The organism is Pseudomonas sp. 13B_2.1_Bac1 (genome assembly GCF_025466155.1).
Classification (GTDB): Bacteria; Pseudomonadota; Gammaproteobacteria; order Pseudomonadales; family Pseudomonadaceae; genus Aquipseudomonas; species Aquipseudomonas aylmerensis.
In genome coordinates this window covers 1-12,858 of record NZ_JANLOH010000089.1, presented here as the reverse complement: position 1 = coordinate 12,858, position 12,858 = coordinate 1, and the positions used below count along the sequence as shown (strand labels likewise).

Below are 12,858 nucleotides of genomic sequence, written 5' to 3'. Positions count from 1 at the left end.
GTCCTTGACGGCGGGGGCGCACACAAATTGCTGTATATCCATCCAGATAACAGTTGATCAAATCCCTTCTTTTGCCCATCCTGCTCCCCATTCAACTGTGTAACGAATGGGCTGAGCATGCGGCTTTACCTCTGTGAAAAACCCTCCCAGGCCAAGGACATCGCGGCCGTGCTCGGCGCCAGCCGGCGCGGCGACGGGTGCTGGCTGGGCAACGGGGTCACAGTCACCTGGTGCATCGGCCACCTGCTGGAAACCGCCCCGCCCGACGCCTACGACGCCAAATACAAGCGCTGGGTGCTGGCTGACCTGCCGATCGTCCCGGAAAAATGGAAGATGCAGGTCAAGCCCAAGACCGCCAGCCAGTTCAAGGCGGTCAAGCGCCTGCTGGGGGAAGCCCAGGAACTGGTCATCGCTACCGACGCCGACCGCGAGGGCGAAATGATCGCCCGCGAACTGGTGGAGCATTGCCGCTATCGCGGGCCGATCCAGCGGTTGTGGCTGTCGGCGCTCGACGATGCCTCGATTCGCAAGGCGTTGGCGGCGCTCAAGCCCGGGGCCGAAACCTTCAGCCTGTACCACTCGGCCCTGGGCCGTTCGCGCGCCGACTGGCTGATCGGCATGAATATGAGTCGCCTGTTTACCCTGCTGGGGCGCCAGTCCGGCTATCAAGGTGTGTTGCCGGTAGGCCGTGTGCAAACGCCAACCTTGCGCCTGGTGGTCGACCGCGACCGCAGCATCGCCGACTTCGTACCGGTGGCGTACTGGGCCATCGATGTCGACCTGCGCCATGAGCGCATGACCTTCACCGCCCAATGGCGCGCGGCCGAAGATGCCTGTGACGACCAGGGCCGTTGCCTCAACCCGCAATTGGCTCGCGAGGCCGCCGACGCCATGACCGACGCCGCCAGTGCGCGGCTGGTGAAGCTGCGCACCGAGCGCATGCGCGAGGTCGCGCCCCTGCCCTTCGACCTCGGTACCCTGCAGGAAATCTGCTCGAAAAAGCTCGGCCTCGGCGCCCAGGAAACCCTGGATATCGCGCAATCGCTCTACGAAACCCACAAGGCCATCACCTACCCGCGCAGCGACTGCGGCTATCTGCCACTCAGCCAGCACAGCGAGGCACCGAAGATCCTCGCCGCGCTGGGCCGTGCCGATGCGGCGGTGGATGCGTTGATGCCGCATATCGACCCGCAGCGCCGTTCGCGGGCGTGGAACGATGCCAAGGTCAGCGCGCACCACGGCATCATTCCCACTGGTGCGGGCAAAGATGCCGGCCAACTGACCGGCAAGCACCGTGCGGTCTACACCCTGATACGAGCACGCTACCTGGCGCAGTTCCTGCCCAACCATGAGTACGATCGCACCCAGGCCGATTTTGACTGTGCCGACCAGGCTCTACGCGCGGTGGGCAAAGTGGTGATCGAGCCGGGCTGGAAACGCGCCCTGCCCGAAGCCCTGGCCCCGGCAAAAGGCCGCGAGGCACCGGCACCGCAGGCGTTGCCAACGCTGGTGCAGGGGCAGGACTACGCGGTGGCCAAGGTCAACCTCAAGGACCTGTGGACCCAGCCGCCCAAGCCCTTTACCGAAGGCGACCTGATCAAGGCGATGAAAAACGTCGCCAAGCTGGTAGAAGACCCGCTGCTCAAGCAAAAGCTCAAGGACACCACCGGGATCGGCACCGAGGCCACCCGCGCCGGGATCATTCAGGGGTTGCTGGACCGGGGTTATCTGCTGAAAAACGGCAAGGCGCTATCTGCCACCCCCGCTGCGTTCAGCCTGATCGATGCGGTGCCACGGGCGATTGCCGACCCTGGTACCACCGCGATCTGGGAACAGGCGCTGGACATGGTGCAAAGCGGTGAAATGAGCCTGGAGGAATTCGTTGCCAAGCAAGCGGCCTGGATGAGCAAGCAAGTGGCACGCTGCAACGGCATGCGCATGACCATAACCGGGCCAGCCAGCCCGGCAGGCCGGGGTGCTACACCGTGGAAAAAGAAACGAAAAAGCGCGCCTCGCAAGACTACGGCCGCCCCCAAGCGCAGCAAAAAGTCGACTAATACCGGGTAAACGCCGAAAAAATCCGGCGAATGACGTTTTTCGACGGGTTTAACGCCGCTTTGGACCTTGCTCCGGCGTAGGCGGTCTAGGATTCTGTAGGGGACCCGCTGACTTCCTAACAACAACACCGGAGTGGCCGCCATGAAAACCGTCGCACAAGTGCTCAAAGCCAAGGATCAGAAAAACCAGGACGTGCACACTATCCAGTGGGACCACACCGTGTTTGAAGCGCTGGTGCGGATGTCGGAGAAAAACGTCGGCGCCTTGCCGGTCGTCAAGGAAGGCGCGGTGGTCGGGATCATCAGCGAACGCGATTACGCACGCAAACTCATCCTCAAGGGCCTGTCGTCGGTCACCACACGGGTCGATGAAGTCATGAGTTCCCCGGTGATAACGGTCGACACCCACAAAAGTGTCGAGGAATGCATGAACATCATGACCGACAGTCACCTGCGTCACCTGCCCGTGGTTGAAGGCGGCAAACTGCTGGGCCTGCTGTCCATCGGCGACCTGGTCAAGGAAGCCATCGCCGAACAGGCCGACCTGATCAAACAGCTGGAGCAGTACATTCGCGGCGAATAGGGGAACCCATGCTCGACACGCTGGAACATCAAGAAGACCACCTCGACACCTTGTACCGGGCCATGGCCGAACGGCGTTTCCTGGTACTGACCGGGGCGGGGATCAGCACCTCATCGGGGATCCCCGACTACCGCGACAGTGAAGGTGTGCGTCGGGGCAAGGCCCCAATGATGTATCAGGAATTCCTCGCCACCCCACAGGCACGACGCCGTTATTGGGCGCGGGCGATGCTGGGCTGGCCGAGGGTGCGCATTGCGCAGCCGAACAAGGCTCACCTGGCATTGGCGACCCTGCAGCAACGCCAGCGCATCAGCGGGCTGATCACGCAAAACGTCGACACCCTGCATGACCAGGCCGGCAGCCATGACGTGATCGAACTGCACGGCAGCCTGCACCGGGTGCTGTGCCTGGATTGCCAACTGCGCAGCACGCGCGATGTGATCCAGCGGCAGATGGAAATCGATAACCCCTACCTTGCGCAGGTGCATGCGGTACAAGCGCCAGACGGCGACACCCTCCTCGACCCGACGTTTGAAGAACACTTCCAGGTGCCCCACTGCCCCCACTGCAACGGTGAACGGCTGAAGCCGGACGTGGTGTTCTTTGGCGAAAACGTCGCCCCGGCAACTGCAGCCAGGGCGATGGCGGCGGTCGAGCAAGCAGAAGGCTTGCTGGTAGTGGGCTCGTCACTGATGGCCTATTCGGCATTTCGCCTCTGCAAGGCGATGGTTGAACACGGCAAGCCCGTGATTGCCATCAACCTGGGCAAGACCCGTGGGGATGAGCTGTTGCAGGTGAAGATCGAGGCGTCGTGCGAGCAGTTGTTGCCTCTGTTGGCTGATCGTTTGAGATAACCCCTATGCCAGCTCCTACACGGCTGCGCGCCAATTTCATCCCCTCGGATCGACGACCCACCCCTCCAAAAAATGACGCCCAAGTCACGTTTTCCGGGATTCTCCCGTCCTCACAGGGATTTATGTAGTGCTTTAAAAAAATCACTACATAACCGTTGACGTAACGTTTTTGTCCTTGCATGATCTAGACGTCTCCCGGATCGGGAGCGTTGGTAACACGTGTTTTGAACAAGCTCGTCTGACCGCCGAGCTGTTTTTTCCGGATGTGCACTGCCCACAAGGCAGATTGATGAAGCTGACCGGCCCGAAAGGATCGGTACAAGGAGCTCAAACGCTGCTTGTCTTCGTTATGAAACCATTGCGTAGCAGTTCATCAGCAAGACTACATGCATCAGGTTCAAGACCCTGCCCGTATTCGGCAGACCGTCACTGACGCCCGGTTTTTGAAGCCGGAGACAACTAAGCAGTTTTAACGGAATCAACTGATAGATCGCCAACTGGTCAAGGGGCTTACACATGAATCTGAACAACCAACCAACTATCGATGAATTGGCTGAGATGTTCGCAGCGCAGAAAGACACACTCGACGACCATATCCTGTGGATTGGCAAATCGGGCGAAGTGCAAATTGACTGCCTGGCGCCCCACACCGAAGAAGCCGAGTTCGACCGTAATAACCGTGAACTGGCGGCGCGCCTGAAGATGTACCGCCGCGGCCAGGGTTATGTCGGCAAGAAAGCCGCGGCCGATCGCAACTTTATCGAGCAAGTGTTCCATACACTTAATACCGAATGGCAGAACCTCAAAGGCCAATCGCAGGTTAAAGTGATTGATAAATACTGCTGATAAAACTAATTAACACATTAAGTCCGCCCGGTTCGCCGAGCGGACTTTTTTATTGCCATCGTTATCTTGTTAATTGTGGGAACCGGCGTGCCGGCGATGCTTTGTTGATTACACCGCCGCTGGCAAGCCGGTTGCTACAGGGGCTATAGCGGAAATCGCCCTTTCGCTGCTTCATCGCAGAAAATATCAAACAGCACCTGCGCCGCCGCCGACAGTTCATGCCCCGGTTTGGTCAGCACCCCAATCGGCCGCTCGATTACCGGGCCGTGCAAGGTAATGCAATGGGCGCCCGCCTCTTCCATCTGCCGCGCGCATAACGCAGGCACGGCGCTGACCCCCAGGCCATTGGCAACCATCTTGCCTACGGTCGCCAATTGATGGCTTTCCAACGCCACGGGCAGTTTCATCTGCAGGGCGCCCAAGTGTTCTTCCAGCATCACGCGCACAGTGGACGGGCGCTGCAAGGTAATGAACGGGTGTTGCAAAAGGGTTCTCCAGTCGACGTCAGCCACATGCGCCAAGGGCGAATCGGCGGGCACCACGGCGATGAAGCGATCCAGGTACAACGGCGTGAATGCCAGCGATGTTTCTTCGGCAGGCTCGAACGCCACCCCCAACTCCACCTGCCGATCTCGCACCATCTCCAGGACCTGCTCGTTGATCAGGTCATGCACCGTCACGTTCACCTGCGGGTAACGCGCGCGGAATATCTTCAGGATCGGCGGCAACAGGTTGCCGGCGAACGACGGCATCGCCGCCACCGTCACACGCCCGCGCTGCAGGGTGAAGCGTTGGCGCAATTCATCTTCGGTATTGTCCCAATCGGCAATCAACCGGCGGGCCAAGGGCAGCAGGGATTCACCTTCCGGGGTCAGCGCGACGTTACGGGTATTGCGGCTGAACAATCGCCCGCCCAGCCCTTCTTCCAACCCCTTGATGGTCAGGCTCAGCGCCGACTGGGAGAGGTGCAACCGCTCGCAGGCGGCGGCAAAACTCAGGGTCTGGGCCACGGCGAGAAACGCACGCATTTGTTTGACGGTCATAGGAATGTTCCAGGTGACGAGATGAAAGCTGCAAGTGAAAGCGGCCGCTGACTATGCTTGAAGCTTACGGACTGCAGTTTATTGTGCTGTTTTCTAAATCAATCAACCTAAAAAAACAACTTAACAAATCAATCCGTCGGCGCAACACTCGGTTCATTGGCTGGCCCACAAACAATAATAGAGGTGCATATGGCAGGTTTCGATAAACGCGTGGCGTCCTACGAGGAAGCACTGGCAGGCCTGGAAGACGGCATGACCGTGCTTTCCGGTGGTTTTGGCCTATGCGGCATTCCGGAAAACCTCATCGCCGAGATCAAGCGCAAAGGCACCCGCGACCTCACCGTGGTTTCCAATAACTGCGGCGTCGATGGTTTTGGCCTGGGCGTGCTGCTGGAAGAAAAGCAGATCAGCAAGGTCATCGCTTCCTATGTCGGTGAAAACGCGCTGTTCGAGAAGCAATTGCTCAGCGGCGAAATCGAAGTGGTGCTGACCCCCCAAGGCACCCTCGCCGAAAAAATGCGCGCAGGCGGCGCCGGCATCCCGGCCTTCTTCACCGCCACCGGTGTCGGCACCCCGGTTGCCGAAGGCAAGGAAACCCGCGAATTCAACGGTCGCCCCTACCTGATGGAAGAATCCATCACCGGCGACTTCGCCATCGTCAAAGGCTGGAAGGCCGACCACTTCGGCAACGTCATCTATCGCCACACCGCCCAGAACTTCAACCCGCTGGCCGCCACCGCCGGCAAGATCACCGTGGTCGAAGTGGAAGAAATCGTCGAACCGGGCGAGCTGGACCCGGCGCAGATCCACACCCCTGGCATCTACGTCGACCGGATCATCTGCGGCACCTTCGAGAAGCGCATCGAACAGCGCACCGTCCGCAAATAATCTGCCCCCAGCCCGAACAATAAGGACTCATAAAAATGGCACTTACCCGCGAACAAATGGCTCAACGTGTCGCCCGCGAAATGCAGGACGGTTTCTACGTCAACCTGGGCATCGGCATTCCGACCCTGGTGGCCAACTACATTCCCGAAGGCATGGAAGTGATGCTGCAATCGGAAAACGGCCTGCTGGGCATGGGACCGTTTCCTACTGAAGAAACAATCGATGCCGACATGATCAACGCCGGCAAACAAACCGTGACCGCGCGTATCGGCGCGTCGATCTTCTCCTCCGCCGAATCGTTCGCCATGATCCGCGGCGGCCACGTCGACCTCACCGTGCTTGGCGCGTTTGAGGTCGACGTACAAGGCAACATCGCCTCGTGGATGATCCCCGGCAAGCTGGTCAAGGGCATGGGCGGCGCCATGGACCTGGTGGCCGGTGCGGAAAACATCATCGTGATCATGACCCACGCGTCCAAGGACGGTGAGTCCAAGTTGCTCAGCCAGTGCAGCCTGCCGCTGACCGGCGCCAACTGCATCAAGCGTGTGCTGACCGACCTTGCGTACCTGGAAATCGAAAATGGCGCTTTTGTCCTCAAGGAACGCGCACCTGGCGTCAGCGTTGAAGAGATTGTGAGCAAGACCGCCGGTAAACTGATCGTCCCGGACCACGTTCCAGAAATGCACTTCCAGTGAGGACAGATTCCATGCAAGACGTCGTGATTGTTGCTGCCACCCGCACCGCCGTGGGCAGCTTTCAAGGTTCGCTTGCGAACATCCCGGCTCCGGAACTGGGCGCCGCCGTGATCCGTCGCCTGCTGGAGCAGACCGGCCTGGATCCTGCCGAAGTGGATGAAGTGATTCTCGGCCAGGTGCTGACCGCAGGCAGCGGCCAGAACCCGGCGCGCCAGGCCTCGATCCTCGCCGGCCTGCCACACGCCGTACCCAGCCTGACCCTGAACAAAGTCTGCGGTTCGGGCCTCAAGGCCTTGCACTTGGGCGCCCAGGCTATCCGCTGTGGTGATGCCGAGGTGATCATCGCCGGCGGCATGGAGAACATGAGCCTGGCCCCGTACGTATTGCCTGCCGCGCGCACCGGTTTGCGCATGGGCCACGCCAAGATGATCGACAGCATGATCACCGACGGCCTGTGGGACGCGTTCAACGACTACCACATGGGCATCACCGCCGAGAACCTGGTGGACAAGTACGGCATCAGCCGTGAAGCCCAGGATGCCTTTGCCGCCGCGTCCCAGCAAAAAGCTGCGGCAGCCATCGAGGCCGGGCGTTTTGTCGATGAGATCACGCCGATCCTGATTCCCCAGCGCAAAGGCGACCCGATTGCCTTCGCCGTGGACGAGCAGCCACGCGCCGGCACCACCGCCGAGTCCCTGGCCAAACTCAAGCCGGCGTTCAAGAAAGACGGCAGCGTCACTGCCGGCAACGCCTCCAGCCTCAACGACGGCGCCGCTGCGGTGCTGCTGATGAGTGCCGACAAAGCCAAGGCCCTCGGCCTGCCCGTGCTGGCGCGCATTGCCAGCTACGCGAATGCCGGCGTCGATCCGGCGATCATGGGCATCGGCCCGGTATCGGCCACGCGCCGCTGCCTGGACAAAGCCGGCTGGAGCCTGGGCGACCTGGACTTGATCGAAGCCAACGAAGCCTTCGCCGCGCAATCGCTGGCGGTGGGCAAAGAGCTGGAGTGGGACGCGGACAAGGTCAACGTCAACGGCGGCGCCATTGCCATCGGCCACCCGATCGGCGCCTCAGGCTGCCGCGTGCTGGTGACCTTGCTGCATGAAATGATCAAGCGCGATGCCAAGAAAGGCCTGGCGACGCTGTGCATCGGTGGTGGCCAAGGCGTAGCACTCGCCCTCGAACGCAGCTGATTCAAACAACAACGGGGGAAACCGCCCGCGGTGGCGAGGGAGCTGCTCCCATTCAGCTGCACGGCAGCCCCCGCTGATAAGAGCAACACGGAAACGGCCGGGCTCCACGAAAAGCCCGGCCTTTTCTTTAATGCAAAGGGTAGGCGCTGACGTGCCCGCGCTCCCCATCATCCCCGGTTGTCAGTCCGTACGGGGCACCGCAAACACCGCGTTCGCCCGTGCCACCACCTTCTCCCCAACCTGCAGACTCACCGTGGCAAACGCCATCTGCCGTCCACGCTTGTGATGTTCCAAGCGCACCACAATCCACTCCCCTACCTGCACCGCGCCCAGGTAGTCCAGGGTCATGCTCGCGGTAATCAGCGGCAGCGGCGGCTCACTGGAGAATGCCATCGCGTAGCCCATGCCGATATCCGCCAGGGTCGCCAACACCCCGCCGTGCACGGTGCCACGTCCATTGGCGTGACGATTGTCGGCCCGCAGGCCGATTTCCAGCTGCAGGCCTTCGCCTCGGCAGTATGCCGGGCCCAGCAAATCCAGCAGCGGGCTGCTGCGGGGCAACGAGACGAAACCTTCGGGAACGGCGTGGCTGATCATGGCGGATTCTTCCTTGGAATAAGTCCTGAGGTGTACGCCAGCGCCCGCGCAGCAGCCATCACCATCAGCTACGCAAATCCTGCGCGATGCTTTGCGTTAATCCGCCAGACCGGCTTTAATCGCGGTCAATTTCCCCGCACACCCCAAGGAATTGCAATGCGCCATCTGGACGGCAAACCTCACGCGCTTTTATGGCTCTTGCTGGCCGGCCTGGCCCTGGTCGGCTGCTCGCCCAAGGATCACTCCCGCGCCAACGTGATCAACGGCGAGCAAGGCCGGGCCGGCGCACAATTGGCCTATGAACATGAGTTGACCCTGGCGCTGCCCGGCGCCCTGCTCGCACCGCGCATGCAGGCCACCCGCGAAGCCTGTGAGTCGGCTCGTTTTGGCGCCTGCAATATTCTCGGAATCACCGAAGACGGCAACGGCGGCGTAATCATCCTGCGCATCGCGCCTACCGGCGTGGAACCGATGGTGGCCCTGGCCGCGGAAGGCGGAAAGCTCGGCCAACGTATCACCACTGCCGAAGACCTGGCCGACGCTGTCGCCGATGTGCAACGCCGCCGGGACCGCCTCCAAGCCCAGCAGCAACGCCTCGACGAATTAGCCACGCGCAAGGACATCACCGTCAGCGACTTGATTGCCTTGAGCAAGGAGCAGGCCGGCATCGAAAACGAACTGCAGGCACTGGCCCAAGTCGCCGCGGGCCAGCAACGCCGCCTCGATACCAACCGCGTCACCTTGAACTTCCGCTCCTCCGACGGCGCGAACCAGGCGTCACGCTTCAGCCGGATGTTCAGCAACCTGGGCGACAACCTGGTCGACGGCACTGCCGATGCACTGGAACGCGCCAGTTATGTGCTGCCCTTCGTAGTCCTGGCGTTCCCTGTGCTGTGGTTGTGGGTATGGCTGTGGCGACGGTTGGTCGTGGCGAAAAGATCCAAGGTGGCAGATGGACCTTCTGTGAACAGCTGACCGCTTGTGGCAGAAGGACGTCGTGGCAGGCCTGGTTCTTGTTGCTAGTCAGGCTCTTGTTGCAAGTCAGCCTCTTGTGGCAAGTCAGCCTCTTGTGGCAAGTCAGCCTCTTGTTGCAAGTCAGTCTCTTGGGGCTAGTCAGCCTCTTGGGGCTAGTCAGCCTCTTGTGGCTGGTCAGCCTCTTGTTGCAGGTCAGGCTCTTGTTGCAAGTCAGCCTCTTGTGGCTGGTCAGGCTCTTGTTGCAAGTCAGCCTCTTGTGGCAAGTCAGCCTCTTGTGGCTGGTCAGGCTCTTGTTGCAAGTCAGCCTCTTGTGGCAAGTCAGGCTCTTGTTGCAAGTCAGCCTCTTGTGGCGAACGGGCTTGCCCCGCGTTGGGCTGCGCAGCAGCCCCATCAAGCAACATGGGGTTTTCAGTTATCACGCGGTGCCTGTTTTGGGGCTGCTGCGCAGCCCAACGCGGGGCAAGCCCGCTCACCACACGGCCGCTCACCACACGGCCGCTCGCCACAGGGCCGATTACTACAGGGCCGACCACAGGTCCACTTGCCACTGGGTCGCTATCAGCGCTTCATGCAGCGCTGATAGCGCTCATCGACCCGGTTGGCAAACCACGCCGTCGTCAGGTTGCGGGTGATCTTCGGGCTCTTGAGCACAATGCCCGGCAGGATCGCCCGCGGCAGCGGTTTGCCGGCAGCCTGATCAGCCAGGGCAAACACGCGCTTGTAAAGGGTGGTGTCTTCAAAATCCAACTGCTCGCCTTGCTCAAGTTGGCTGCGGATGCTGGGGTTGCGCATATCCAGCTTCGCGCCGAGAGAGCGCACCGCCAGCTCGGTGCTGCCGGGTAGCAACGAGCCGTAACGAATCAAATCCCCATCCAAGGTCAATTCGGTGCCCGTAACACGGCTGACCGCCGCTTGAAACGCGGCGTTGCGACTGGCGTACCAGCCGGCATTGAAGTCGGCAAAACGGTACAGCGGCTGATCGTAATTCACTGGATAACCGAGCAAATGGGCGATGCCGAAGTACATGCCGCCGCGCCGGGTGAACACTTCGCGACGAATCGTGCCATCCACCGTGTAGGGATAACCTCGCGCCTGTTTCTGCGCAAAATCGATGCTCACCTGCATGGGGCCTGCGGTGTGCACTGGATTGAAGCCACCAAACAGCGTGTTGCCCAGGGGCACCACGCTGATGAAATCATCGAAGATGCCGCTGAGGTCTTTCTCGGTGCGCGCGCCACTCAGGCGTTCTGCGTAGGTCTTGCCGGTGGGCGAAGTCAGTTGCAAGGCGCTGCGCACCACAAAGGCCGGCACGTGCACCTTGCCGGCACGGCGCAGGATTTCATCCTGGGCGATCTTGCCCATGTTCGGCACCGGCGGGTCGACCTGATAAGTGGACTCCTGCTCGGTCACCGCCAGCACGGCGCAAATATTTTCCGTGCTGGGGTAGATCTTCTGGGTATCAAAGGCCGTGTAGATATCTTGGGCCCAGCCGTTGCGGTCCTTCACGGTTGCCGGCAGCAGGCGCACGATCTGCGCCTTCACCTCGGCCTCGCTGCGCTGCGGCTGTTGCGGGGCGCGCGTTGTAGAGCAACCGGCCAGCACCAGGAGCGTGGTGAGGCACAGGATCAGTCGGGATGCGGACATGGGACTTCCTTGAACGACAATGGGCCAGCTAGCGCTGATATCGACAGGTAAGTCTATCCGGCGTTCGCCGCCCTGCTGCACTCGCCAGCAAAAGACAAACGTGACAGGATCTGTCATCGACCATTCGTACAAGGAGTTTGAATGCCATGCTGAGCTTGAATTTCCTCGTCACCTGCCTGATCGTCGTGCTGATTCCCGGCACCGGCGTGATCTTTACCGTCTCCACCGGCCTCACCGCCGGCAAACGCGCCAGCGTCTTCGCTGCGCTGGGCTGCACGGCGGGAATCCTCCCGCACTTGCTGGCTTCCATACTCGGGCTTTCCGCGCTGCTGCACACCAGCGCACTGGCGTTCGAAGTACTCAAATACGCCGGCGTGGCCTACCTGCTGTATCTGGCCTACGCCACCTGGCGTGACCGCTCGGCCTTCGCCATGAATGACACGCCCATCGTTGCTACCCTGCGCAGCCTGATCATTCGCGGTTTCCTGCTGAACATTCTCAACCCCAAACTGACGATTTTCTTCCTGGCCTTCCTGCCACAGTTCGTCACCCCCGGCAGCAGCGCGCCGGCCTTGCAAATGCTGGTGCTGAGCGGCGTATTCATGGCGATGACGTTTGCGGTGTTTGTGCTCTACGGCCTGCTGGCCAATGGATTTCGCCGCGCAGTCATCGAATCGCCACGCGTGCAGAATTGGCTGCGCCGCAGTTTTGCAGCAGCCTTTGCAGGGTTGGGGTTGAATTTGGCGTTCGCACAGCGCTGAACACTGGCTGGATCGTGGGGGCGCCCAGCCGGCCACTGGGCGCTTGGGCGCAAGCAGACAATGTTTGGCGAAACGCCCCACCTCAATGCCGGATAAGCACTACAGATATCACTTAAAAACCGCTGCAAAGTCCCTCGCCTGATCACACAGTGCGAGGGATTGCAGATGTTTTTTTTCGATAGCCCCGCCGTTTTGGTGGGTGCGCCTTGATCAACGCCACCAGCCAAACCATCGGCCTCCTGCTGCTGACGGCCATGGATGCCAAGACGCGTGACGTCGAAGCCGTGCTCAGCGACTTCAGGCGTTGCCTCAATTCCTACGAAACCTTGGCGCAAAGCTTCCTCAGCTCTTCGGCGCTGGATGTCGAGCAGGTATTCAAGGTCGGCCGTGAGGTGGCGCTTGTCGCGCCGATCAACCGCTCGATCCTTCCCAGCAGTACCGTCGCCGCGTGCCAGGCCAACGGCACATTGACGCTGGTGCACATGTTCCAGAGTTCGAGGTTCGTGCCCATCGGCAATACGCCCGTGATGTTGCAGCGTATCGACCCCAACGGCGGCCCGCTGGGGGCGCCCATCCATAAAACCATCGGGCCCAGCGGCATTCTGGAAGTTACCGAGTGCGATCGTAACCAGCAGTACCGCATCAGCTTCTTCCCCAACGTCTCCCAAGAGCATTTCAAGGCGCTGTATGCCTCCTATCAGTCGGTCATCGGGCCACTGGAG

12 protein-coding genes and 1 pseudogene are annotated in these 12,858 nt (G+C 60.9%); 10 read left to right on the top strand and 3 right to left on the bottom strand.

Annotated elements, in window-relative coordinates; translation table 11 throughout:
* Window positions 1–117: 117 nt before the first annotated feature.
* From NTD80_RS20360 to NTD80_RS20345, 4 genes are all read left to right on the top strand, one after another.
* Window positions 118–2,067, top strand: coding sequence for a DNA topoisomerase III (locus NTD80_RS20360; protein WP_262134714.1), 1,950 nt, complete (start codon window positions 118–120; stop codon window positions 2,065–2,067).
* Between the two features lie 132 nt (window positions 2,068–2,199).
* On the top strand, window positions 2,200–2,640 hold the full coding sequence (locus NTD80_RS20355; protein WP_065905552.1) for a CBS domain-containing protein: 441 nt from the start codon (window positions 2,200–2,202) through the stop codon (window positions 2,638–2,640).
* 8 nt (window positions 2,641–2,648) lie between these two features.
* The gene (locus NTD80_RS20350) at window positions 2,649–3,494 is read left to right on the top strand and encodes an NAD-dependent protein deacetylase (protein WP_065905551.1); all 846 of its coding nucleotides are present in this window, start codon (window positions 2,649–2,651) and stop codon (window positions 3,492–3,494) included.
* 516 nt (window positions 3,495–4,010) lie between these two features.
* Entirely contained in the window at window positions 4,011–4,340 is a 330-nt protein-coding gene (locus tag NTD80_RS20345; RefSeq protein ID WP_065905550.1) for a hypothetical protein, read from the top strand.
* Between the two features lie 143 nt (window positions 4,341–4,483).
* Here the strand turns inward: NTD80_RS20345 and NTD80_RS20340 are convergent, their stop codons facing one another.
* Window positions 4,484–5,383: a LysR family transcriptional regulator gene (locus NTD80_RS20340; RefSeq protein ID WP_262134713.1), complete on the bottom strand. Its 900-nt coding sequence runs from the start codon at window positions 5,381–5,383 to the stop codon at window positions 4,484–4,486.
* A 189-nt stretch (window positions 5,384–5,572) separates the two neighbouring features.
* Between NTD80_RS20340 and NTD80_RS20335 the strand changes: the two genes are divergently transcribed.
* From NTD80_RS20335 to NTD80_RS20325, 3 genes are read left to right on the top strand one after another with little or no spacing between them, the layout of a single operon-like run.
* Window positions 5,573–6,271 carry a CoA transferase subunit A gene (locus tag NTD80_RS20335; RefSeq protein ID WP_010211319.1) on the top strand — a complete coding sequence of 233 codons (699 nt, stop codon included), beginning with the start codon at window positions 5,573–5,575 and terminating at the stop codon, window positions 6,269–6,271.
* Window positions 6,272–6,306: 35 nt separating this feature from the next.
* Entirely contained in the window at window positions 6,307–6,966 is a 660-nt protein-coding gene (locus NTD80_RS20330; protein WP_003211625.1) for a CoA transferase subunit B, read from the top strand.
* Window positions 6,967–6,977: 11 nt separating this feature from the next.
* A complete protein-coding gene (locus NTD80_RS20325) occupies window positions 6,978–8,159 on the top strand; it encodes an acetyl-CoA C-acetyltransferase (protein WP_065905547.1) in 1,182 nt (393 codons plus the stop codon).
* Window positions 8,160–8,339: 180 nt separating this feature from the next.
* On the opposite strand, the gene NTD80_RS20320 is transcribed toward NTD80_RS20325, so the two are convergent.
* Complete coding sequence (locus tag NTD80_RS20320) at window positions 8,340–8,756, bottom strand: PaaI family thioesterase (protein WP_065905546.1); 417 nt, start codon at window positions 8,754–8,756, stop codon at window positions 8,340–8,342.
* Between the two features lie 156 nt (window positions 8,757–8,912).
* Between NTD80_RS20320 and NTD80_RS20315 the strand changes: the two genes are divergently transcribed.
* A complete protein-coding gene (locus NTD80_RS20315) occupies window positions 8,913–9,731 on the top strand; it encodes a DUF4349 domain-containing protein (RefSeq protein WP_262134712.1) in 819 nt (272 codons plus the stop codon).
* Between the two features lie 558 nt (window positions 9,732–10,289).
* Here NTD80_RS20315 and NTD80_RS20310 read toward each other — a convergent pair.
* A complete protein-coding gene (locus NTD80_RS20310; protein WP_065905544.1) occupies window positions 10,290–11,375 on the bottom strand; it encodes a DUF1615 domain-containing protein in 1,086 nt (361 codons plus the stop codon).
* 146 nt (window positions 11,376–11,521) lie between these two features.
* Here NTD80_RS20310 and NTD80_RS20305 point away from each other — a divergent pair, with 146 nt between their 5' ends.
* The gene (locus NTD80_RS20305; protein ID WP_262134711.1) at window positions 11,522–12,136 is read left to right on the top strand and encodes a LysE family translocator; all 615 of its coding nucleotides are present in this window, start codon (window positions 11,522–11,524) and stop codon (window positions 12,134–12,136) included.
* Between the two features lie 254 nt (window positions 12,137–12,390).
* Window positions 12,391–12,858: pseudogene (locus tag NTD80_RS20300) on the top strand (type IV secretion protein Rhs); the annotation flags it as partial.